The sequence below is a fragment of the Pseudoclavibacter sp. RFBI5 genome (assembly GCF_002931395.1).
GTDB lineage: Bacteria > Actinomycetota > Actinomycetes > Actinomycetales > Microbacteriaceae > Pseudoclavibacter.
Genome location: NZ_PSYA01000002.1, coordinates 201429 through 223869, shown reverse-complemented (window position 1 = coordinate 223869; position 22441 = coordinate 201429). Strand labels below are relative to the sequence as shown.

The following is a 22441-nucleotide window of genomic DNA, read 5'->3' as shown; positions in this document are numbered from 1 at the left end:
GATGGGTTCCACGCTTCGGGATGGGTTGCTTCCCATCTCGAAGCGGGGAACCCATCCCGAAACTGCTGGTGCGAGCGCCGGCGAGGTCTTCGCTGCGATCGCGGCGTCAGCGACCGCGGCCGGCTTCACTCTCGATGATGGCCAGCGGATGGTCGCCCGGCGTCTCGCAGGGCTCGGCGCGCAGATCGTCGAGCACGAAGCTCTCGCCGTTGAGAACGCCGCTCCGAGCCCAGCCGCCGACGCCGCCCCCGACATCGTCGAGGTGCGCGCCCCCGACATCGCCGGGGAGAGCGACTCCGAGGTCGCCGACGCTGATCGCCCCGACGCATCCGACGCGTCCGCCGCCGCAGATTCGACGGTCCCGCGCGGCCTCTACCTGTGGGGGCCTGCCGGCCGCGGCAAGTCCTGGCTGCTCGACGCCTTCTACGGCGCGGTGCCCGTGGACCGGAAGCTGCGCGTCCACTTCCACTCGTTCTTCAACGAGCTGCACTCGCGAATCTTCGCGAACCGAGGCTCCGAGACCGTCTTCGCGAATGCCGTCCGAGAGCTCATCGGCGACGCGAAGCTGCTGCTCTTCGACGAGTTCCACGTGCACGACCCGGGCCACGCGACGCTGCTCACAGCCTTGCTGCGGTATGCCCTCGACCACGGCATCACGGTCGTCGCGACCTCGAACTACCGGCCGCAGGGCCTCCTCCCGAGCCCCGTCTACCACCACATCTTCGAGCCGGGCATCGAGCTCATCGAGCGCGAGCTCGACGTCGTGGAGCTGCCGGGCGAAGTCGACTACCGCCGTTCTCGTGCAGACGCCGTCGAGCGCCGGGGCTTCGCGACCGGTTCGTGGGTGCACGTGCCGAGCTTCCCGTCGACGCAGGTCGACGGCGCAGACGACGCAGACGGCGCAGACGAGCAGTCCAGTGCTGCTGCGGGCCGTGCACCCGACGCCACGCGCCCGGCTCCCGCCGAGGCGACGAGCCTCGAGCTCGGCGGCCGAACGTTCGAGGTGACGGCGGTGCGCGGCCGCGAGCTGTGGGCGACGTTCGCGGAGCTCTTCATCGTGCAGACCTCGTCGCTCGAGTTCCTGCAGTGGGCGCGCGATTTCGACACGTGGCACATCCTCGACGTTCCCCTCCTCGCCTCCGTCGGCCGCGACCCGCAGCAGCGCTTCGTGAACGCCGTCGACGTGCTCGTCGACTACGACATCGAGGCGCACTTCCACGCCGACGCGTCGTTCGACGAGTTCGTCGCCGCTGCCGCCGGCCGCGCCGACGCGTTCCGCATGGTCAGCCGCCTGCACCTCCTGCAGCGCTGACCAGCTTCCGTGACGAACGAGGCCGCAAGCTCCGTTCAGATTGCGGATGCGGGCATCCGTCACGGAAGTTGGACAGGGGCGGCTAGACCCCGCGGTGCCAATAGCGCCGATCGTGCCGATGGCGCCGATGTTGGCTAGGCGAGCGCCACCGGCGAGCGGCCGGCGTCAGCCCTGCGGCTTGCGCTGCCAGACACCGAAGCGGTTGCCGAGCGGGTCGCGCAGATGCGCGAACTTGATCCTGCCGTTGTCGACGAGCGGGATGACGGTCTCCGCCCCGTTCGCGGCCGCCTGCTCGAGCTTCGCCTCGATGTCGTCGACCTCCACGTAGAACACCGCCCAGCTGCCGCCGCCGACCGTGTTGGAATCCCAGAGCCCGCCTCCGTTGCCTGCGCCGTCGACCATCCCGTAGCCGCCGGGCTCGAGCGAGCCGAACGTCCACCCGAAGGTGTCCCCGTAGAAGGCCTTCGCGGCCTCCGGGTCGGTGGTGCCGATCTCGAAGTAGTTCACGTTGTCCGGCATGGTTGCTGTCCTCTCATTCGGATGCACCGCAGCGATTCTGGCTGCGACGCCGGCCTGTTCGGCCGTTGGATCCGATCGTGGGGCCTCACACAGTGTGAGAGTCAAGCCGCGATGGGGACGTTGACCTCGGTGACCCAGTTGTCCGGGTTCGGCTCGCGGCCTGGGCCGTGCACGTAGACGTTGAAGATCGGGCCGACGCGGGTGCGACCCTGCTGGGCGACCCAGCTGCCCGCCGTCGCCGTGGCCTCGTTGATGGTCTCGAAGCCGCCGCGGTGGGTGACCGTCGCGACGCGCTGCTCGGGGAGTTCCTCGACCTCGTACCCCTCCGGCACGGATGTACCGCGGTACTCGCGCCAGATCGCCATCTCGACGTCAGCGTCTCGATACTCGTCGTCGAAGTAGGTGGCACCACCGACGTCGCCGAAGGCAGCGGGGTCTCGCGAGGTGAGCTCGGCCACCGGCCCACGGAAGTCGACCCAGAGCGGACCCTCTGAGGGGTAGTCGGCGACCGTGCGGCGCAGGTACAGCACGCGCAGCGCCGGGAAGGTGCGCTCGGTGACGTCCAGAAGGGTCGAGCGCGCCGCGAGCCCATCGAGGAGCGTCGCGGCGAGCGCCTGCTGATCGGCGACCCGCTGCGCCTCGGCCTTGAGCTCGTCGAGGTGCAGCTGCAGGCGCGGTCGGAGCACGTCAGGGGCCGCGAAGAGCGGCAGGAGCTCTGCGATGGCGGGGATTCCGCACCCGGCGTCGCGCAGCATCCGCACGCGCCCCGCATCCCGCAGCTGGGCTGCGGCGTAGCGTCGGTACCCGCTGAACTCGTCGACCTCGGCGGGCGCGAGCACGCCCCGTTCGGCGTAATGCCGCAGCATGCGCACGCTCAGACCCGAGTATCGCGAGAACTCGCCGATGCTCATCAGGCTTCCGGGATGCTCACCGTTCATGCGCCAAGTCTGGCACCGGGTCGCGTGTGCCGGCGATCACTGACCAACATCAGTGCGATTTCCGGCCTTCGACCCGCTTCCGGCACCGGATGCAGGGATTCTGCACTGATGTTGGACACGGCCCGCGGCGACGGCAGCTGCGACGGCAGCTGCAGCTGCGGCCCCAGCGGCAGACGCAGCGCCAGTGGCAACCGACCCGCTACTTCCTGGCTGCCTGCTGCGCTCGCGCGGCCTCGCGCCTGCGGTCACGCTCGGCATCTGCCGCAGCCGCAGCCTCGGGCGTGGGGGCGGTGCCACCGAGCACGCGGGGCTGCCACCACTTGCCCGCGCCGTCTTCCGGGTAGTTCGACTGCAGCTCGCTGAGGAGCGCCTCCATGACCGTCTTGAGCTTGGCCGTGGTGTCGGCGGGGTCGTCGTCCGGTGCGACATGGATGGGGGCCCCGAAAGAGAAGTGCACGGGGATGTTGAGGCGCTCTCGCAGCGTGATCTTGCGGTTCTTGGTGAGGAGGCGGTGCCCGCCCCAGACGGCGACGGGGATGATGGGCACGCCGGCCTGCGCGGCGAGGCGTGCGGCTCCGGTCTTGAAGTCGCGAATCGTGAACGACGCGCTGACGCCGGCCTCGGGGAAGACGCCGACGAGCTCGCCGTCACGCAGGGCGGTCGCGGCGGCGGCGAACGCGTCCGCACCGGCCTTCATGTTCACCGGGATGTGCCGCATGCTGAGCATGAGTCGGCCGACGACGGGCTTCTCGAACACGCTCTGCTTGGCCATGAAGCGGATGCGCCGCCGGTTGTGCATCCAGGTCGCGCACTCGACGAGGGCGAACTCGAGGTAGCCGAAGTGGGTCATCGCGATCACGGCGCCGCCGGTGTCGGGAAGGTGCTGCGCGCCGCGGACCGTCTGGCGAACGCGGAGCGCGCCGAAGACAGTGCGGCCGACCCCGATCGCAAATGAGTAGACGGGTTCGCGAGTCATGTGGCTCCCTGGTCCAAGTGTGAGGTGCCACCTTATTCGGGGCACCTGGGACGACTCCGGGGCGCACGCGGACGTGGGCGGGGCCTGCGCATCCGTGCTCTTGCCAGGTGCTCTCCACAGATGCGATACTTGCCACACTGCACGTTCGTACCTTCTTTAGTGCAACTTTGTGCATTTATCCGCTAGGAGCAACTGACAATGGCTGTCCCCATCCCTGTACGGAGCCCGTTTCTGATCGTCAACCCGAAGGCGTACCTGACGGGCAGCGAGCTCATGAAGCTGGCACACCTCACCGACGAACTCGCTGGAGCGTTCGACATCGACGTCGTGTTCACCGCGCAGCACATCGACCTCCGGTCGGTCGTCGCCGAGACGACGAACCTCTGCGTCACCGCCCAGCACGTCGACCCGATCGTGCCTGGCCGCGGCATGGGGCACATCCTCGCCGAGGGCCTCGCCGAAGCCGGGGTCAAGGCCGTCGTGCTCAACCACGCCGAGCACCCCCTCACCTTGGCCGACCTCGACGCGACGATGCGCCGTTGCGAAGAGGTCGGTCTTGCAACCATCGTCTGCGCCGACTCGGACCTGCAGTGCCGCGCGGTTGCCGACCTCGACCCCTCCGGCATGATCTGCGAGCCGACCGCCAACATCGGCACGGGGCAGATGGACGCGGGCGACTACATCGAGCGCACGACCCAGATCGTGAAGAACGTCGACCCGGCGATCCTCGTCGTGCAGGCAGCAGGCGTGAGCCGCGGCGCCGACATCACGCGCGTCCTGCAGCAGGGCGCCGACTGCTCCGGCGGCACGAGCGGCATCATCAAGCACCCCGACTGGCGCGAGATCCTCACCGAGATGTTCCAGGCGCTCGCCGACCACCGCGACGCGCAGGCGAGCGCCGCCCCCGCCAACTGACCCGCTCCCCCACAGGGCCACCAGAGAGAAGACCAACACATGCTCATCGGACTCGACGAAGCGCTCCGCTACGCACAGAAGAACAACATCGCCATCGCGGCGGTCAACACCCCCTACTTCGAGGGGCTGCTCGGCACGATCTCCGCTGCCGAGAAGGCCGGCGTTCCCGTCATCCTGCAGCACGCGCAGGTGCACGAGAGCACCCTGTCGATCGACGACATCGGGCCGGCGATGCTCGCCCTCGCGACGCGCAGCGAAGCGCCGTTCGTGCTGCACGTCGACCACGGCGAGGACATCGAGTACATCGCTCGCGGCCTCGACATCGGCTTCAACTCCGTCATGATCGACGGCTCGACGCTGCCGTACGAGGAGAACGTCGCCCGTACGACCGAGGTCGTGAAGCTCGCGAAGGAACGCGGCGTGGGGGTCGAAGGCGAGCTCGGCGTGATGACGGGCAATGAGAACGGCGACCCGAGCCAGGGCATCGCCGACGAAACCCTGTACACGGAGCCAGCGCAGGCGAAGGAGTTCGTCGAGCGCACCGGCGTGACCGCGCTCGCTGCCTCCTTCGGCACGGTGCATGGCATGTACCACCAGGAGCCGAAGCTCAACTACGAGCTCATCGAGCAGCTGCGGGATGCGACGGGCGTGCCCATCGTCATGCACGGCGGCTCCGGGCTCAGCCTCGACGAGTACCACCGTTCCATCACGCGCGGCGTCCGCAAGATCAACTACTACACGTACGCGGCGAAGGCGGCACTGGATGCGGCGCTCCGGGCCGCGGAGCAGCCCAACACCATCCTGTTCCCGAAGGTCGCGAAGGCGGTCTCCGCGCAGGTCGAGGCCGACGTGGCCGAGTTCATCCAGGCCCTGCGCCCGGGCGCCTGAGCCGAGCCAGCCACACCAACCGACATCTGCGCGCGCGCCGAAGCACGCGCATCCACGACTCCGAAGGAACACCGATGACCGTCTACCAGACCACCCTCCAGCTGCAGTCGCACGGCGGCACGCCCAGCTACATCGACGTCACGGCGGAGGTGAAGGAGGCGATCGCGGCGAGCGGCATCACGGCGGGCACGGTCACGGTCATCTCTCCTCACACGACGTGCGCCGTGTTCTTCGAGGAGTTCGTGCACGACCGCCTCGAGGACGGCACCGAGTTCCTGCAGGCCGACCTCGACGACGTGCTGAACCGCGTCGCCCCGAACCAGACGGCCGTGCCGCCCGAGGGCGAGTACCGCTACCCGGGCCCGGAGCACTACGCCGACGTCGAGTCGTGGCCGGACGCCGAGGTGTACCTGCCCGGCGGCGACAAGACGGCGCTGCTGAACGCGGAGGCGCACATCAAGTCGACGATCATCGGCTCGAGCGAGGTGTTCGCGGTCATCGACGGCAAGCTCGGCGTCGGCGTCACCGGGTACATCTACTTCGTCGACTTCGACCGCACGCGCGCCCGTTCGCGCAAGTGCCAGGTCGTCGTCATGGGCGAGTAGGCGCGCGCTCCCCCTCCGAGCATCCGCCTCCGCTGACGCCGCCAACGACGTCGGCGCACCGACGCCGCCGTTCGATCGCACCCTGACTCCCCGTCAGCGGCACGATCGACCGGCGGCGTTCTGCGTCTCTGAGCCGTGGCGACGGTTTGGACGTGGCCGCGGTTTGGGACGTGGCTGCGGATGCGGAGGCATCATCGCGTGTCGATCCAAGAGTCCCCTGCCCTGGCAGCTGCGCTCCGCACAGCCCGCGCCTCCCGGCGAACCCTTGAGCGCGGCAAGAGTCAGCCAGAGGCATGGAGATCCGCCGCGGAACCTGACTCTTCTGGCCCGGGCAGCGCCCTACACGAGCTCCACGAGAGCGCGCGCGAGGTCCTCGTCGAGGATCACGCCGTCGAGCGCCCCCGTGCGGAGCGCGCCGGCGACCCCAGGGGCCTTCTCGGCGCCAGCGGCGAAGCCCACCACTTCCGGGATCTTCGCCAGCTGGCCGAGGGTGATGCCGATGACCCGCTCGGAGACCGGTGCGCCAAGGGCGCGCCCGTGGGCGTCGAAGAAGCGACCGCAGATATCGCCGACGGGCTGCTGCGCGTCCAGCTCGGCGCGTTCGGCATCGCTGAGCCGCATCGCGGAGACGATGTGCCTCGACGCGTGGAGCCCATACGAACCGATGCCCACGAACGCGAGCTGCACATCCGTCGCCCGCTTGATGGCCATGGAGATCGACGATTCCCCGGTAAGCGCAGCCCAGGTCTGGGGCGACTCGACGACGGCGGGCGACTCGAACCGGAACGCCATCGCCCCCGACTTCTGCGAGAGACGCTCCAGGGCCGTGTTCCCGGCCGGCCCCGAGTCGAACGGCATGCCGCCGACGAGCGGGCACAGCGTCAGCGCGCGCCCCGTGGACTCGACGTGGATCTGCTCGACGAACGCGTCGATCGACTTGCCCCAGCTCAGGCCGACCGAACCGACCGAGGGCACACGCTCCGCGAAGTAGTCGGCGGCCGCTCCGGCCACGATGTCGAGGGGGTTCCTGCCCGGCAGCGCCGAGACGACGACGGCGGCACCGACAGCGAACGCATCCGTGATCTGCCGTTCGAGCTCGTCGACACGACCGACGACGTGAGGGTCGTGGATGCGGATCTCGACGATCCCCTGCTCGCGTGCCGCCGACAGGATGCGTGAGACGCTCGCCCGCGAGACGCCGAGTGCTGTCGCGACGTCGCTCTGGGAGAGGCCGTCGAGGTAGTAGAGGCGCGCTGCTCGGACGAGGGTCTCGGCGTTGCGGGGTGCTGGCATCCCGAGCCTTCCTTCCTGTGGGTGGTGCAGAGCGACGCGCAGGCTGTGCTGGGCAGGAGGCGCAGCGCTGCTCACTCCTGCGTGGCCCTGCGGTGCGGGACGTCTTTCCCAGATGGCGACGGCTCCCTCACCGCGCTCACGCGCCGTTCGGGAGCCGCCCCGACGCCGCACGCTTGGCGCGGCATCGGTGATCCGGTTCACATGATCCTATCGACCGCCGATCAGGCGCCCGGTTCAGCCGGGCGCCCGAAGGGGGTCGGACGGGTCAGGCGCCGATGACACCAGCCGCGACCAGCGAGTCCTGCAGGCGGCGCATCGCGATGAGCGGACGCGTCTCGTCGAGCTCGACGTCGTCGTAGGAGACGATCTCACCCGCCTTGATGTCGCGCTTCAGGATGCCGCCGGAGATGAGCCCGATCGGGATCGAGTTGTCGGCGCGTGCCTCGTCCGCATCGACGGCCCAGCCGTGCACGTGGTGCCCACCCATGCCCTCGAGCTTCGTGCCGGCGGCGAGGTCGAACTTCGCCTTCGAGGCGACCTCGGTGCGCCACGTGGTGGTCTGGAAGTCGGCGCGACGCTCGAGCACGGCCTCGCTGATCGAGAGGATCGCCTCGACCGAGGCGAGGTGGTACGGGCGGTAGAGGGCGTAGTACGGACCCTTGCCGAGCTTCAGGTAGTCGAGCTCGTGCGTGACGACATCGTCTTCCGACTTCACGACGACGAACACGCCTGGCGCGACGTCGCCCTCGACCGTGTACTCGACGGCCGGGGTCGAAGTGAGGACTCCGCCGTCCTCGACGGGGATGAGCGTGGTCGCGAGCGTCGCGATGTCGGCGGCCGGGCCGTGCATGCCCGGCTTGTTGACGGGGAACCCGGTCGCGTTCGAGAGGGAGGCCATCTCGATCTGCGTCTTCGTTCCGTCGGTGAACTCGCACAGGATGCGCGGGTTCATGTTCTTGGCCTTCGCCTCCTCCATGACATCCTCCGGCACGTCCGTCGGGCGGTTGGGGTTGTTCTTGCCCTTGCCGGCCGCGACGACGGTGAGGCCGAGGTCGGTGGCGTGCTCGACGAGCTTGAGCGCCTCGACGGGCTCGTCACCGCGGCAGATCGTGTAGATCTGCTGTCCGGCGTTGGCGATGCTGGCCAGGAAGAGCCCCACCGTCACGTCGGCCTCGACGGTCATGAGAGCGACGTCCTTCTTTCCGAGGAGCGACGCGTAGGCGACCTGCGCTGCGATCTCGGTGACACCGGAGACCTCCAGCACGACGTCGACGGGGAGCTTTGGGATGAGGAGGCCGTCGTTGATGACCACCGGGCGGCGAGCCTCGATGTGCTCGGCGACCACGGCGAGGTCAGTCTCGACCTGGACGTCGCTGCGGCCGGCGCGAGTGTATGCATCCACACCGCGCTCGACGGCGATGTCGGCGACGACGGCGACCTCCATGCCCTTGGCTCGCTCGATCTGGGCGATGAGGCCTGAGCCCATCTGACCGGCCCCCACGACGCCGACGCGGATGGGTCGGCCGAGTTCTGCTTCACGCTGGATGAGGCGCTGGGTGTAGTTCATGTGCGTTCCTTGCTGAGTTCGTGGGGTGGGGTGCTGATCAGGGGCTAGTTGCTGACGCGGGAGAGGCCGGTGAACTGCTTCGGGGCCGCGCCCTTGACAGCGTTGGGCTGCGCACGCTTCGTCTTGCCCTTGACCGGTGGCAGCGTGACCTGGGCGCGCACCGTGTGCGGCAGCATGCTGATCGCCTGGCGGACGGCGGTTCCGAGGTGCTTGTGGCGGGCCTCCGCGCGGTCGTAGACCGTCGTGAGCGGGCCCTCGAGGTCGGGTGCGGGCTTCAGGCGTCCGAAGACGCTGAACCCGAGGAGCGCACGCGCCTCGACGACCTCGAGCGTGGTCGGGTCGACGAGCAGCACGGCGATCGCGCCGCGGAAGGCGCCCTTGCCTCGACCGCTGACGAGGTTGAGGTTCTTGCCGGCGTTCGCCTTCGCGATCTCGTTGACCTGGCTCATGTAGGCGCGCATCTGCACGACCGTCATGAACATGCTCAGGACAAGCGCGAGGACCAGAACGGCGGGGAATCTCCAGTCCATGATCTACACCTCGTTCCGGCGCACGCTGATGAGTGCGCCCTCGGCGGGAGTCGTGAGGGTGCCGGATGCCTGGATGGCGCCCGGGAGGAGCGCGGTGTCCTCCGCGTTCAGGTAGAGCACCACGTGACCCAGTTCCTGCAGGTTCGGGTTGGCGAGATCCCCGACCGCGGTGACCGTGACGGCCTCGTCGCCGATCACGAACTCGTCGCCGGCCTGCACGGGGACGAACTCACCCGAGTGGCCCTTGTGCACGAGGCTGACCTCGGCGAGCGCATCCGGAACGGGTTCGCCGAAGAGGATGTAGACGCCGCCCTCGAACATGTCGTTCGCGTCGGGTCCGATGCGTGCGATTTCTGACTGCCAGATGGTCGTGGACACGTGGTGGTCCTTTCTTGAGGCGAGAGGTTGAAGCGAAGTTCAGGGGTGGATGCGCGGGCGGGCCGGTGCGGCCCGCCCGGCGTCCACTAGATGAGGAGGAAGGAGGCGAAGTAGGCGAGCACAACCGCGAGGGGCGACGTGATCTGCCTGGAGAACAGCACGGCTGGGACACCGACCGCGACCGTCTCCGGCTCAGCCTCACCGAGGGAGAGACCGACGGGGATGAAGTCACAGCCGACCTGGCCGTTCACCGCGAAGAGCGTCGGCAGTGCGTACTGCACCGGCAGCGCGCCTGCCGCGATCTGCGTTCCCATGAGCACGCCGACGACCTGGGCGATCGCGGCACCTGGGCCGAGGATCGGCGACAGGAACGGGAGCCCCGTGATGACGCCGAGCAGGATCAGGCCGATCGGGTTCGAGGCCAGCGGCGACACCGCGTTGGCGATGAAGTCCGAAGCGCCCGTGTACGTGACGACTCCGATGAGGAGCGAGACGTACGCCATGAACGGCAGGATCGTGTTGAGGGTCAGCTTGATCGCCTGGCGGCCCGAGGAGAGCAGCGTGTTGATGAAGTAGCCGATGGCGTTTCCGAACTTCACGACGAAGCCCGTGAATCCGCTTCCCTGCGCTGCGACCCTGGCGCGTGCATCCGCCTTGGCCTTCGCCGCGACCTCTTCCGGGCTCAGGCTGGGCGCCTCGGCTGCGGCCGGGGCACCAGCTGCTGCCGTTGCCGCCGCGTCGAGCGCGACGACGTCGCGAGGGGCGACGTCGGAGACGAAGATGTCCTCGGTGATGAACTGGGCGAGCGGGCCGCCCGGTTCGCCGGGGTACACATCCACCGTCGGGATGCGCTTCTTCGGGTACACGCCGATGCGCGCCGTGCCACCGCAGTTGATGACCGCGCAGAGCACGTTCGCGTCCGGCACGTTGTTCTTGAAGCCGTCGACGGCCTCAGCGCCCGTGAGCTCTGCGATCTTCTGGGCGACCGGGTGGATGCCACCACCCGTGACCGACAGGACGATGTTCTTCTCGGCGTTGGGGACGAGCGTCAGCCCGTCGCCCCATCCGCCGCGACCGCGGTTGACCTTGACGCCCTTGTAGTCCGCGGTGCTCGCGCCGCCGTCGGCCGAGTTGGCGTTCGTGTTCTCAGCGTCTGTGCTCACAGGACACCACCTTCGCTCTTGGAGCCCTGGAGGTGGCCCTCTGCATACATCTCGTCGAAACGAGCGAACGTCGCCTCGTGTCCGCCGCGCTTGATGAGGATCTTCGTGATCCACTGCGTCGTTATGCCGCGGATGAAGATGACGACGATGCCGACCATGAAGTACAGGGCCGCGAGGGTCGCGTACTTGTCCGGTGCGATGGAGAGGACACCGGCGGAGATGCCCGTCCAGACGAACAGCTCACCCGCGTTGGCGTGAGGCAGGAACGCCGTGACCGGGTGCACGAACGACACTGCGGAGTCGTAGAAGGCCGGCTTGTAGCGCTCGGGGAGGAAGCGGCCGAACGTGTAGGCCATGGGGTTCGTCAGCATGATGACCGCGATGATCGGCATGACCGTGTAGCGCGTGATCGCGTACTTGCCCGCCCAGCGGACGGCGCGCGTGACGCGCTCCTCGCCGATCCACGTGGTGACGGCGTACATTGCCGTGAGCAGCACGAGAAGCAGGGGGAGGATGCCCGTGATGAGGCCCATGAGGCTCTCGGCGGAGGCGTTGAAGAGGCCGATGAAGTTCTCGGCGATCCAGGTGATTACTTCCATGCCGGCTGCCCTCCCGACGTGGTCGTCGAGCTGTGCTCGACTGTGCTGGCCGCGGGGGCGGCGAGCGGCGACGTAAACCGCATGTTCTGACTCCTTTGTCGGGGTGTGCACGAAGTTGCAAATAGATATGATCGTTTGTGCACCTGCCGAAAGTGTAGGCATGCGGGACCCCGTGCGCAAGTGCGGGTTTTCACCCATCCGAAACGGCTTCGGTTCGACTGGCAGGTTCTGTCAGAACCTGTCACCCCTCAGCCGCCAGACGTAGCGTTTTCAGCATGAGCACCACGAACCTCACCCTGAACAACGGCGTCGAACTGCCCAGCATCGGCTTCGGCGTCTACCAGTCCGCACCAGAGGAGACCGCAGCCGCCGTCGCCGAAGCCCTGCGCGTCGGCTACCGCCACATCGACACCGCCGCCGCCTACGGCAACGAGCGGGAAGTCGGCCAGGCGATCGCCGCATCCGGAGTACCCCGCGACGAGATCTTCGTCGAGACCAAGGTCTGGATCAGCGACTACGGCTTCGACGAGACCCTCCACGCCTTCGACAAGTCGGCCCGCAAGCTCGGCCTCGAGCAGCTGGACCTGCTCATCCTCCACCAGCCGCTCCCCACAGACTGGGAGAAGACGATCGGCGCCTACCGTGCCCTCGAACGGCTCTCCGCCGACGGCAAGGTGCGCGCCATCGGCGTCAGCAACTTCATGCCAGACCACCTCGACCGGCTGCTCGACGCGACCGACATCGTGCCGGCCCTCAACCAGATCGAGCTGCACCCCTACTTCCAGCAGAAGGACGTGCAGGAAGCGGATGCGCGCAACGGCATCCTCGACCAGGCCTGGTCACCCATCGGCGGCATCACGTTCTACCGCGAGGGCGACGGCGGAAGCACGCTGGAAGACGCGACGATCCGCGCCATCGCGGACGCCCACGGCAAGAGCCCTGCGCAGGTCATGCTGCGCTGGCACGTGCAGGAGGGCCGCTCGGTGATCCCCAAGTCGGTCAAGCCGCATCGCATCGCCGAGAACTTCGACATCTTCGGCTTCGAGCTCACGCCCGACGAGGTCGCCCAGATCGACGCCCTCGACAAGGGCGTGCGCCGCGGGCCCGAGCCCGAGTCGCTGACGCTGGAGGCCTACGGCATGCCCATCCCCGAGGCCTGATCCGCGCGGCCGCCCGCGGCCTGACCGGTGCGGCCTGATCCGCGCGGCCTGATCCGTGCGGCCTGATCCGTGCGGCCGCGCGCCTCTCAGCGCTGACCCCACCTCGCGGCGGTTCTCCCCCTCGCGGGTGTCCAACTTCCGGGACGAGAACGCCCGCGCAGGCCCAAACCGCGCGCCTGAGCCGATCTGGTCCCGGAAGTTGGCCAGCCACCCGTCGTCAGCCGAGTCGGGGCCGGGCAGGCTCCCGGGCCGACGCCGACGCCGACGCCCGGGCCGAGGCCCAGGCTGGCTTGGCTCCGCCCCTGTCCAACTTCAGTGCAGAATCAGCTCCGACGGAAGCTCTACTCGCGTTCCCGCCGGAATCTGCACTGAAGTTGGACAGCGGCGCGTCTGCATCCGCCAGCAGGTACTCGCGGGGCCTCCCTCGCTCGAGCCCGCGGGCGTAGCTTGGACACATGAACGATGTGCGCGAGCAGGTGAAGGAGTTCCTCAGCTCCCGCCGGGCGAAGATCACCCCCGAGCAGGCTGGGCTGCCGGCCTACGGAGGGAACCGCCGCGTCGCGGGACTGCGGCGCGAAGAGGTCGCGATGCTCGCCGGCGTCTCCGTTGACTACTACGTGCGGCTCGAGCGCGGCAACCTGTCGGGCGCATCGGAGAGCGTGCTCGATGCCATCGCGTCGACGCTGCAGCTCGACGAGGCCGAGCGCGAGCACCTGTTCAACCTCGCGCGGGCGAGCGCTCCGCCCAGGCGAGTGTCGAGGAAGCGGGGCGGCGGCGAGCTGCGCGCCTCGGTCCGGCAGATGCTCGACGCGTTCTCCGAGGCTCCCGCGTGGGTGCGCAACGACCGACACGACGTCCTCGCGGCCAACCGCCTCGGCCGGGCGCTCTACTCCCCCGTCTTCGACGACCCTCGCCGGCCCGTCAACACGACGAGGTACATCTACCTGAATCCGGCGGCCCGCGACTTCTGGCCGGACTTCGACCGCATCGCCGCCGACGCGGCATCCATGCTGCGGATGGAAGCGGGCCGGAACCCCCACGACCCTCAGCTGCACCAGCTCATCGGAGAGCTGTCGACGCAGAGCGAGCTGTTCCGCGAGATGTGGGCGGCGAAGGACGTGAAGTTCCACCGCAGCGGTGTGAAGCGCCTGAACCACCCGGTCGTCGGCTTGCTCGAGCTGAACTTCGAGTCCCTGCCGCTGCCGAGCGAGCCCGGTCTCACGATGAACGTCTACACGGCCGCCGAGGGTAGCCCCAGCGCCGACGGCTTGCGGATGCTCGCATCCTGGGCGGCGACGGAGTTCCCCGTCGAAGCGCAGGCAGCCTTCCAGCAGCAGTAGGCGCGAGCCGGCTGCCGGCTGCCTGTTGCCTGTTGCCGCCCTGCTGCACGCCCCTCGTACGCACGCGAAATTGAGCCAGACGCATCCGCCCACAAGGGTTCTGGATGCGTCTGGCTCACACTTCAAAGGCGTGAGGCGTGCAGGGTCAGCTGGTGGCCGAGCGGCGCGTGAGGCCCTGCCAGCCGTCTCGCGTGTGCCCGCTCACCACCCGCTCTGCGGGTATTCCTCCGGCGTGAGCAGCTCACCCCAGACCGTCTCGGGCTCGTCGGAGTCAGCGCCTGGAGCTTCCCAGAGCGCGAGGTGGCACATGAAGTTGTCGGCGGATGCGCCGTGCCAGTGCCACTCGCCGGCCGGGGTGTGGACGGTGTCGCCCGGGCGCAGCTCGATGAGCTCCTCACCACGCGACTGCACGTAGCCGTACCCCTCGGTGACATGCAGGGTCTGACCGACCGCGTGGCGGTGCCAGGCGGTGTGCGCGCCCGGGGTGAAGCGCACCAGGTTGAGGCGGGTGCGCGACGGCTCAGTACCCGCGTAGTAGGCGTTGAAGTAGACGTCACCGGTGAACCACTCGGCTGGACCTTTGCTGGTCGCGCTCTTCGGCTGGAGTTCTGTGCTCATGAGGGTGTTCCTCTCGACAATCGATCACGCATTTTCGGTTCGCGCGCGGCCGCGCACGCGGTGAGCGTGCGCGGTGAGCGTGCGCGGCCGCGGGCGCCTACATCTGGACGAGCACCTTGAGGGCTTCGCGCGCATCCATGGCGGCGTAGCCGGCCGGCACCTCGTCGATGCCGATCGTGCGGTCGAAGACGCGGCCGGGGTTGATGTCGCCGTTCAGGACCTGCTGGATGGCCGGTTCCATGTAGGCACGGACAGGGGCGGGCCCACCGGTGAGGGTGACGTTCTTGCCGAAGAGCGAGCCGAAGCCGATGGGCGCATCCTCGTACTGGGGCACGCCGACCCGGGAGATGACGCCGCCGGGGCGCACGATGCCGTAGGCCTGCTCGTAGGCGGGCATGTGGCCGACTGCTTCGAGGACGACGTGGCTGCCTTCGCCGTTCGTGAGGTCCATGACCTGCGCGATGCCGTCGTCACCGCGCTCGGCGACGACGTCGGTTGCGCCGAACTCGATGCCGAGGTCGGTGCGCGAGGTGTGCCGACCCATGAGGATGATGCGCTCGGCGCCGAGCTGCCTGGCGGCGAGCACAGCCGAGAGCCCGACGGCGCCGTCACCGATCACCGTGACGATCTTGCCCGCCTCGACGCGGCCCATGTGGGCTGCGTGGTAGCCGGTCAGATACACGTCGGACAGCGTCAGCAGGCTGGCGGTGAGCTCAGCGCTCTCCCCACGGCCGAGCGCTGCGGCGTCGACGCCGGGCACGACGACCAGGCTGCCGTCGGCCTGTGGGATGCGGGCGAACTCCGCCTGCAGGCCGCCGACCTCGCGGCTGCCGTAGAAGCCGCCGTGGAGGCACGACGTCTGCACACCCTCGCGGCAGAACACGCACGTGTTGTCCTGGAACGCGAACGGCGCGATGACGAAGTCGCCGACCTTCAGGGTCGTGACGGCGGCGCCGAGCTCCTCGACGATGCCGATGAGCTCGTGTCCCATCGGGGACCCCTCTTCGCTCGCCTGCATCGAGTGATACGGATGCAGGTCCGAGCCGCAGATGCACGCCTGCGTGACGCGCACGATCGCGTCCGTGGGCTGCTGGATGGTCGGGTCGGCGACGCTCTCGACTCGGACGTCGCCTGCCGCGTACATGAATGTGGCCTTCATGGGTGCCTCTCGTTGCGCTTCCGGGAACGGCAGCGCGCCCGCCGCCCTCGTCGAGAGCACCGGCCGCCGCCGTTCCTCCATTGGATCGCTATCAGCCTGCGCCCGGGAGGGGCAGGTGTGCCAGGTACTGGCATGCCCTGCCACGGCGCGCGGCGGGCCTGCGGCGTGCAGCGCGGCCAACTTGCGTGACGAAAACGGCGCACCGGGGGCCCGAAGGGCACATTCCGGGCCCATCCATCCCGCGAGTTGGACAGGGGATTCCGACGGCGGGGCAGGGACTCGAGGACGGGACAGGGGCCCCTGGACGGGAGAGGGGATTCCTGGGGCTGGACAGCAGGGCAGCCCCTCTCGGCGGCGGCCAACTTGCGTGACGAGAACCGCTGCCGGGCCCCCTGAGAGCGCATCCCCGGCCGCCTCATCACGAAAGTTGGCCAGGTGGGGCAAACGGGCGGCGCGGGCGCGCGCCAACACAGGCGAACGGCTGATGCCGGCGCGCAGGGCGAGGGCCTCCGCCCAGCGAGACCGGGCGACCGAATGCGCGAAGGAAGAGGGGTGCACCGCCGCTCCGCGAAGGCTGAGGGGCGTGCCCTGCCGCTACGCGTCGGCGGTGAGCCCCTCGTGGATGCGGCGGAGGTCTTCGATGAGGGAGCCGATGAGCACCCAGCTGCCGCCCTTTGGCGCCGAGACGACCAGCGGGGCGGTGAGGGCGGGCGGTTCGAGGATGAACCCGCGGGGCTCTCCGGGCTCGCTCGGGATGAGGATGCGCGTGTCGTGGGCTGCCCGTCGGAGCTGCTCGGCGATCGCGATGGCCTGCGGCTCGTCCGCGAGGGTCGGCTCCCAGTGCTCTGCGACAGCGCGGGTCATGCCGGTGAGCTGTGTGACGATCGGGCGGAAGCGGTCGAGGAGCTGGCGGCACTCGACGAGCTCCTCGTGGTGGCTCGACTTGCGCGGGTTGAAGGCGAGGGACTCCAGGCCGTCGGCGATGGAGTTCTCTGCGGCGCCCGCCATGGGGCGCAGCAGGCGCGCTTTGAGGAGCATCTCGGTGAGGCTCGCGGCGGTCTGCGGCTGCTCGATGGCGTCGGCGAGTCGCTCCAGCGACGCGGCGATCTCGTTGCCGAGCATCGCGGTGTCGCGCTGCGCAGGCCCGACGAGCACTGGCGGCAGGATGATGGCGTTGACGAGCAGCCCGAAGGCCGCGCCGATGAGGGTCTCGAGGATGCGATCGAGCGCGTACTCGGGCGTGGATGCGCCGAGCGCGAGCACGAGCATGGCGCTGATGGCGACCTGGTTGCTGGTCGTTGCGGTCATGCGCAGCAGCCAGGCGACGATCATGGCGACGACGATCGCGAGGAGGATCACCCACGACTGGGGGCCGAGCACGAGCGAGATGGCGCTCGCGACGGCGACGCCGATGACGACGCCGGCGCTTCGCTCGAGCGCCTTCGCGAACGACTGGTTGACGCTCGGCTGCACGACGAGCAGCGCGGCGACGGCGGCGAACACCGGCAGCGGGCCAGGGATGAGCCACCCTGCGAGCAGCCAGGCACCCACGGCCGCGATGGCGGTCTTCGCGACCTGCAGTGCGGGCACGCGCTTGCTCGCCTGAATCCGGTCGAGGCCGGTGAGACGGGAGAGGGAGCGCACTGACTCAGCGTAGGCCGCGGGCCGGGGACGAAGCTCAGCGAGGGCCAGGAGCCTCGGTCAGGACGTGGTCGCCGTGAAGATGACGAGGGCCAGGACGACGAGCAGCAGGATGACGAAGATGAAGACGCCGCCGGCGATGAGCAGGGCGAGGGCGACCGGGTGCGCCTGCCACCACGGCACGAGGCGAGGGTCCCGCTGGCGCAGCTGCGGCGGCGTGACGAGCTCGGGGACGGACATCCACGGCACGCCCCGGCTCGCGAGGTCCTGCATGATCGCCGTGAGCTGCTGCGTGCTCCACATCTGTCCGACGAGGATCAGCAGGCGGCGGTCGTGGCCCGTCACGATGAGGTGATGGGTGGGAGGTCCGGAGAAGCCGCCGAATGACATCCGGTCGACGGTGACGACGCTGGTGGCCTCGGCTGCCGCGAACCGGCGGGTGCGGAACATCCACCTGTGCTCGATCCAGCCGTCGCCGAAGCGGATGTAGGTCTCGCGCATCGACTTGCGCGCGAGCCAGATGGAGAGCGGCACGGAGCCCCCGAGGAGGACGACGATCAGTGCGCCGTAGCCGAAGCCGAGCCAGAAATCCTGCAGCGAGAAGATGACGGTGAGGATCAGCAGGAGCGGGGCGAGCATCCCGAGGCTGATCCAGGACTGCCGCATGTTCAGCGCGACGGCACGGCGCTGGGTTTCCGGGGAGAGGCGTAGCTCGTGCATTCGAAGAGCCTAGAGCGTGTGCCCGTATGGTGGGCGGATGCCGAGACGCTCGCCGACTGCACCGCACGGGGTGGATGCGACGGGTTCCGCCGTCGCTGGCCCGAACGGCCCGGTGGCGGTCCGGTCCTACGCGCCCGCCGCGAGCGCTGCCCGGCTCTCGAGTTCGCCAGTGATCTGGCTGCACGGCGGCGGCTTCTACTCGGGCGGCCTCGACCAGCCGGAGACGCACGAGGTCGCGCTCGCGCTCGCGCGCGCGGGGTTCGAGGTGACGACCGTCGACTACCGGCTCGTGACGCTCGGCGGGCGCGACCGGGCCCAACGCGAGGCGTCCGGGTCCGCGCAGCGGCCGGAGCGGTCTGGACGCGCACCACAGTCGGGACGCTCAGCTCGGTGGGAACGCGACCGTCGCCCCGACGTGCGGTTCCCGGTGCCGCTCGACGACGTGCTCGCGGTCGTCGAGGCGGTCGCCTCCCGGTCGGGTCGTGATGTGGTGCTCGGCGGGGCGAGTGCCGGTGCCTGCCTCGCTGCGGCGGCGGCGTACCGGCTCGCCCGAGCTGAGCGCTCTCCCGTGCGGGGCCTGTTCCTGACCTACGGGACGTTCCACGCGCAGCTGCCGACCCGGTCCTCCGAGCTGCTGAGCCGACTGCGCGGAAGCCGCCGCTACGTCCACACTCCCTGGCTCATCGGAGCCATGAACCTCAACTACGCGGGGAGCGAGGACGTGCTCTCACGTCCGGACGCGTTCCCCGGCGGACACGACCTGACGGGCCTCCCGCCCTCGCTGGTGGTGGACGCGGACCGCGACGCGATGCGCGCATCCGGTTCGTCGTTCGCGCGCGAACTCGCCGCAGCCAGCGTCGACACCGAGTACCGCGTGATTCCCGGAAGTGCGCATGCCTTCCTCAATCGGCCGCGCGACCCGGCCTTCACTCGCGGCATCGACCTGATCAGCGAGTGGATGCGGCGCCTCGACTGAGCGGACCCGCGCGGACCCGCGCGGACGACGCGTTCCGCGCAGCGCGGCGCTGTTCAGCGTCGCGGTGCCCGGGGCGGGTGTGCGTCTCGCGGAACTCCGACGCGCGTGACGAACAGCGGCACGTCGCGGCGGGAGAGGCCGAGCCGGTAGCGTAGCTCGCCCTGCGCGAGCGAGGAGTCAATCACCTCTGAGGCGGGCGCGAACGCCGCCCCGCGCGCGGTCGCACGCAGCCAGAGGCGCATGAGCGCCTGGCCGGCCTCGAGCACTCGCGCGGGTGGCAGCCCGAGCGGGGAGTTGAGCACCCGCGTGATCTCTGCCCCGGAGCCGAGGTCGAGCAGCTTGGTGTCGGCGACGAGCACGAAGGCCGTCGCCTCGGCTGGGGCGTCTTCGTCGGCGGCCGACACTGGCACCTCGAGCAGCACCCGACGCCACAGCTCGCCGAGCGGTGCGGCGACGCCGACTGCCGCGTCTCGGAGGCGCCGCTTCCTGGTGAACGCGGAAGCGAACCGGGTGGCGAACGCGGGGATGCCGAGCGCCTTGTCGTTCAGCCCGTCGACCGTGTAGCGCGGATGCGAGGGGTGGAGCCGCAGCCAGTGCGCGAGCTCGCGCGCCACAGCCGGCTCTCGCAGGGTGTCGGCCGTGCCGAGGGACGAGAAGTGCCGCAGATCGTCGGCGTCGACGGGAACGAGCCGCAGCCACTCGGGGAGCGAGCCGGAGAGCTCGAGCACCAGACCACGCGCGGGCTCGAGCCCGCTGCGCACGGTCTGGCGTGCGGCGAGCATCCGTCGCTCGGAGTCGGGGTCGAACGCGGACTCGGCGTGCTGTTTCGTGTCGCCGCCGGGCGAAGACACGGTGTCGTGGTGCAGCTGGATGCGGAGCACCGGTTCGTCGCTTCTGGCCTGCACGATCGCTTCCGGGTCGGCAAGCGCGGGGAGGAGCTCGACGTCGAAGGCCACGCCGTGCGATGCCGCGCTGACGCTGAAGGCCTCGAGCCACGCGCCGAGGCCGAGCAGCGTGTCGCGTCCGGTCGGGTCTGCGGCTGGGAGCGTTCGTCTTCGCGAGACCCTCAGCTCCACGGCCACCCCGTCGCCGATCATGCGCGGCGACCACGGCTGGGTGTTGTGCGCTGACGGTGCCGACGCTGCGTCGGCGATGATCTGATTCAGCGTGTGGATGCCGGTCATGGCTGCTCCCCCTGGTTCGTCGCCTGCTGCTGCCCCGCGATCGCTGTGTCTGTGCCCTGACTGCCCCGATTGCCCACGGGCCGCCGGTAGAACACCGTGCCGTGCAGCTCCGATCCGCCCATCCTGCTGAGCTGCCTCGCCGAGGCGGGGTTGTCGAGGCCGATGTAGGTCGAGCGCAGTGCCGTGTAACCGCCCTCGATGAGTGCCTCGCCGACGGTGCGCCCCAGCAGCGTGCTGATCCCGCGACCGCGAGCGTCGGGCGCCGTGCCCTGGATGGTGAGCACCGCTTCCCGCGGCTCGCGCCGTTGGCGCCAGATCTCGAGCAGCTGCCTCGCCCCGATGCGACCGGAGGAACGCTGCACGATGCGAGTCACGTCGGGCACGCAGAGCAGGAAGCCGAGTGGCGCACGCGTCTTCGCGTCGAGCGCGAACACCCAGATGGCGGGGTCGATGATGGCGACGAGCCCGCTGGTCGCCTCGCGCATCTGCGCCGGTGAGATCTGCGTGTAGTAGGGCAGCTCGGCGAAGGCGGCGTTGACGAGCTCCCGCTGGCGAGCGACATCACGTGCGAACCGAAACCGCGACGCCCGTTCGATGACGATGCCGGCGGCCTCGAGTTCGGCCTCGGTCGGCGCCGTGAAGGCGTCGCTCTCGATCTGTCCAAGGCGACCCTGCTCGAGTCGGGCGATCCATGTCGCCGACTCGTTCCACGTCGTGAAGCCCAGCCCCTCGTAGGCGCCTGGCACCCAATCCGGGTTCCAGGCCCCCTCGACGAATCCCCGCTCGCCGAAGCCCGAGGTGACGACGCCGCCCACTTGGTTGGGGAGCAGGGTGACGGGTCCGAGGAGCTCGTGCCGACCTGCCTTCGCGGCACGTTCCTCGATGGCTCCGACGATCGCTCCGAGCGCCTCCGCGTCGGCCGCGGCGACGGCGCCGAACAGCTGCAGGCTCGATCCGAGCTTCGCGTCGAGGGCGCTGCTCGTGTGCGTGACGGCGCGGGCGACCGGTGCTTCGTCGCGGTAGGCGAGCAGCAGCTCCACCTTCGACTCGTGCGCGTGCTTGTCCTTCCACCACGAGCGGAGTGTCGACTCGAGCACCAGCACCTCACGGCTCGGGTCTGAGACGCGCCCCGGCAGCTCGACGAACTCCAGGAACTCGAGCTCAGAGCTGACGCGTCGCACCTCGAGCGCAGGCCGCGACGCGTCACCCGCTTCCGTCTCTCGACGCGTTGCGCCTTCCTCGAGACCCGCCAGCTCCTCCTCGCTCGCGAAGAGTCGGATGAACCCGGCGTCGGCGTTCTTGGTGTCCTTCACGATCCACTGCATGAGGTGCCGGTGCTCGGGCATCCTCGCGAAGCGGATGAGGGCGTCGCGCGTCGAGAAGTTCGCCAGCGTGCCGAGCGTCCACGGCGCCTCCCAGTAGATGCCGTGCCAGCAGTAGTCGGGCATGCGCCGCATCTTGCCGGTCATCCGACCCCAGATTCGACTCGTCACTGCCCAGGCGAGCGGGGTCGTGTAGCGGGTCGCACCCACGAACATCGATGCGGTGTCGAAGATCGTGTGCGACGGCGGCGGGATGGGCGTCGCGAGCCGCTTCGGCTTGCGCGTGGGCTCGGCGACGAGCGGTGGCGTGCGCCCTTCGGCCCGTTCCTTGGCGACGGGGGCGAAGTGGGGGTTGTGCGCCATCTCGCCGGGTGGCGGCTCGGGGTCTGCCCGCCAGATGCCGTTCGAGTAGCCGCGGGTCTCGGCGAGCAGGAGCTTCGTGCGCCCGTCGTGTCGAGCGGCGACCTGGCGGGCGCGCTCGACGCTCGCGAAGAGCAGCAGCTCCGCCGAGACACGGCGGTCGCGGAGGCGCCGCCGCCAGATCACGCCCTCCCGCTCGGCGCTGCGCCCCTCGACGATGACAAGGGCCTCCGCCCTTCCCTGGATGGGCGCCTTCGAGAAGTCGGTGGTGTACACGG

22 protein-coding genes are annotated in these 22441 nt (G+C 69.4%); 7 read left to right on the top strand and 15 right to left on the bottom strand.

Features of this window, described 5'->3' with window-relative positions:
- Position 1 precedes the first annotated feature (1 nt).
- Positions 2-1312 (top strand): cell division protein ZapE, encoded by a 1311-nt coding sequence (zapE, locus tag C5E06_RS01705; RefSeq protein WP_104305797.1) that lies wholly within the window; start codon positions 2-4, stop codon positions 1310-1312.
- 165 nt (positions 1313-1477) lie between these two features.
- Here zapE and C5E06_RS01700 read toward each other — a convergent pair whose 3' ends face one another.
- From C5E06_RS01700 to C5E06_RS01690, 3 genes are all read right to left on the bottom strand, one after another.
- Positions 1478-1831 (bottom strand): VOC family protein, encoded by a 354-nt coding sequence (locus C5E06_RS01700; protein WP_104305796.1) that lies wholly within the window; start codon positions 1829-1831, stop codon positions 1478-1480.
- Positions 1832-1932: 101 nt separating this feature from the next.
- Positions 1933-2769, bottom strand: coding sequence for a GyrI-like domain-containing protein (locus C5E06_RS01695; RefSeq protein WP_104305795.1), 837 nt, complete (start codon positions 2767-2769; stop codon positions 1933-1935).
- Between the two features lie 199 nt (positions 2770-2968).
- Positions 2969-3745, bottom strand: a complete 777-nt coding sequence (locus C5E06_RS01690) for a 1-acyl-sn-glycerol-3-phosphate acyltransferase (RefSeq protein ID WP_104305794.1) — start codon at positions 3743-3745, stop codon at positions 2969-2971.
- A gap of 198 nt (positions 3746-3943) precedes the next feature.
- On the opposite strand from C5E06_RS01690, the gene C5E06_RS01685 reads away from it, so the two are divergent.
- The 3 genes from C5E06_RS01685 to C5E06_RS01675 all read left to right on the top strand — a co-directional run bounded on the left by C5E06_RS01685 (position 3944) and on the right by C5E06_RS01675 (position 6153).
- Positions 3944-4660: a triose-phosphate isomerase gene (locus tag C5E06_RS01685; protein WP_104240126.1), complete on the top strand. Its 717-nt coding sequence runs from the start codon at positions 3944-3946 to the stop codon at positions 4658-4660.
- A 39-nt stretch (positions 4661-4699) separates the two neighbouring features.
- Complete coding sequence (locus tag C5E06_RS01680) at positions 4700-5548, top strand: class II fructose-bisphosphate aldolase (RefSeq protein WP_104240125.1); 849 nt, start codon at positions 4700-4702, stop codon at positions 5546-5548.
- A gap of 74 nt (positions 5549-5622) precedes the next feature.
- Entirely contained in the window at positions 5623-6153 is a 531-nt protein-coding gene (locus tag C5E06_RS01675; protein ID WP_104298079.1) for a YjbQ family protein, read from the top strand.
- Between the two features lie 339 nt (positions 6154-6492).
- Here the strand turns inward: C5E06_RS01675 and C5E06_RS01670 are convergent, their stop codons facing one another.
- The 6 genes from C5E06_RS01670 to C5E06_RS01645 form a co-directional block, all read right to left on the bottom strand.
- On the bottom strand, positions 6493-7446 hold the full coding sequence (locus tag C5E06_RS01670; protein ID WP_104305793.1) for a sugar-binding transcriptional regulator: 954 nt from the start codon (positions 7444-7446) through the stop codon (positions 6493-6495).
- A gap of 265 nt (positions 7447-7711) precedes the next feature.
- Positions 7712-9013, bottom strand: coding sequence for an NAD(P)H-dependent oxidoreductase (locus tag C5E06_RS01665; RefSeq protein ID WP_104240122.1), 1302 nt, complete (start codon positions 9011-9013; stop codon positions 7712-7714).
- 44 nt (positions 9014-9057) lie between these two features.
- A complete protein-coding gene (locus tag C5E06_RS01660) occupies positions 9058-9543 on the bottom strand; it encodes a transcriptional regulator GutM (protein ID WP_104305792.1) in 486 nt (161 codons plus the stop codon).
- Between the two features lie 3 nt (positions 9544-9546).
- Positions 9547-9921 carry a PTS glucitol/sorbitol transporter subunit IIA gene (locus C5E06_RS01655; RefSeq protein WP_104240120.1) on the bottom strand — a complete coding sequence of 125 codons (375 nt, stop codon included), beginning with the start codon at positions 9919-9921 and terminating at the stop codon, positions 9547-9549.
- An 86-nt stretch (positions 9922-10007) separates the two neighbouring features.
- The gene (locus C5E06_RS01650) at positions 10008-11084 is read right to left on the bottom strand and encodes a PTS glucitol/sorbitol transporter subunit IIB (protein ID WP_104240119.1); all 1077 of its coding nucleotides are present in this window, start codon (positions 11082-11084) and stop codon (positions 10008-10010) included.
- Positions 11081-11683, bottom strand: coding sequence for a PTS glucitol/sorbitol transporter subunit IIC (locus C5E06_RS01645; protein ID WP_104240118.1), 603 nt, complete (start codon positions 11681-11683; stop codon positions 11081-11083). Before C5E06_RS01645 ends, C5E06_RS01650 begins: the two co-directional genes overlap by 4 nt.
- Before the next feature lie 275 nt (positions 11684-11958).
- Between C5E06_RS01645 and C5E06_RS01640 the strand changes: the two genes are divergently transcribed.
- Both C5E06_RS01640 and C5E06_RS01635 read left to right on the top strand, forming a co-directional pair.
- Complete coding sequence (locus C5E06_RS01640) at positions 11959-12843, top strand: aldo/keto reductase (RefSeq protein ID WP_104305791.1); 885 nt, start codon at positions 11959-11961, stop codon at positions 12841-12843.
- A gap of 455 nt (positions 12844-13298) precedes the next feature.
- Complete coding sequence (locus tag C5E06_RS01635) at positions 13299-14183, top strand: helix-turn-helix transcriptional regulator (RefSeq protein ID WP_104240116.1); 885 nt, start codon at positions 13299-13301, stop codon at positions 14181-14183.
- 201 nt (positions 14184-14384) lie between these two features.
- On the opposite strand, the gene C5E06_RS01630 is transcribed toward C5E06_RS01635, so the two are convergent.
- The 4 genes from C5E06_RS01630 to C5E06_RS01615 all read right to left on the bottom strand — a co-directional run bounded on the left by C5E06_RS01630 (position 14385) and on the right by C5E06_RS01615 (position 18321).
- Complete coding sequence (locus tag C5E06_RS01630; protein WP_104240115.1) at positions 14385-14801, bottom strand: cupin domain-containing protein; 417 nt, start codon at positions 14799-14801, stop codon at positions 14385-14387.
- Positions 14802-14898: 97 nt separating this feature from the next.
- Positions 14899-15960: a zinc-binding dehydrogenase gene (locus C5E06_RS01625; RefSeq protein WP_181062854.1), complete on the bottom strand. Its 1062-nt coding sequence runs from the start codon at positions 15958-15960 to the stop codon at positions 14899-14901.
- Positions 15961-16554: 594 nt separating this feature from the next.
- The gene (locus tag C5E06_RS01620) at positions 16555-17604 is read right to left on the bottom strand and encodes an aromatic acid exporter family protein (protein ID WP_181057683.1); all 1050 of its coding nucleotides are present in this window, start codon (positions 17602-17604) and stop codon (positions 16555-16557) included.
- Positions 17605-17661: 57 nt separating this feature from the next.
- Positions 17662-18321 (bottom strand): hypothetical protein, encoded by a 660-nt coding sequence (locus tag C5E06_RS01615; protein WP_104240114.1) that lies wholly within the window; start codon positions 18319-18321, stop codon positions 17662-17664.
- 37 nt (positions 18322-18358) lie between these two features.
- Here C5E06_RS01615 and C5E06_RS01610 point away from each other — a divergent pair, with 37 nt between their 5' ends.
- Positions 18359-19297, top strand: a complete 939-nt coding sequence (locus tag C5E06_RS01610) for an alpha/beta hydrolase fold domain-containing protein (RefSeq protein WP_104305790.1) — start codon at positions 18359-18361, stop codon at positions 19295-19297.
- 53 nt (positions 19298-19350) lie between these two features.
- Here C5E06_RS01610 and C5E06_RS01605 read toward each other — a convergent pair whose 3' ends face one another.
- Both C5E06_RS01605 and C5E06_RS19115 read right to left on the bottom strand, forming a co-directional pair.
- Positions 19351-20481 (bottom strand): hypothetical protein, encoded by a 1131-nt coding sequence (locus C5E06_RS01605; protein WP_104305789.1) that lies wholly within the window; start codon positions 20479-20481, stop codon positions 19351-19353.
- Complete coding sequence (locus C5E06_RS19115; RefSeq protein ID WP_181062853.1) at positions 20478-22439, bottom strand: hypothetical protein; 1962 nt, start codon at positions 22437-22439, stop codon at positions 20478-20480. Before C5E06_RS19115 ends, C5E06_RS01605 begins: the two co-directional genes overlap by 4 nt.
- Positions 22440-22441 lie beyond the last annotated feature (2 nt).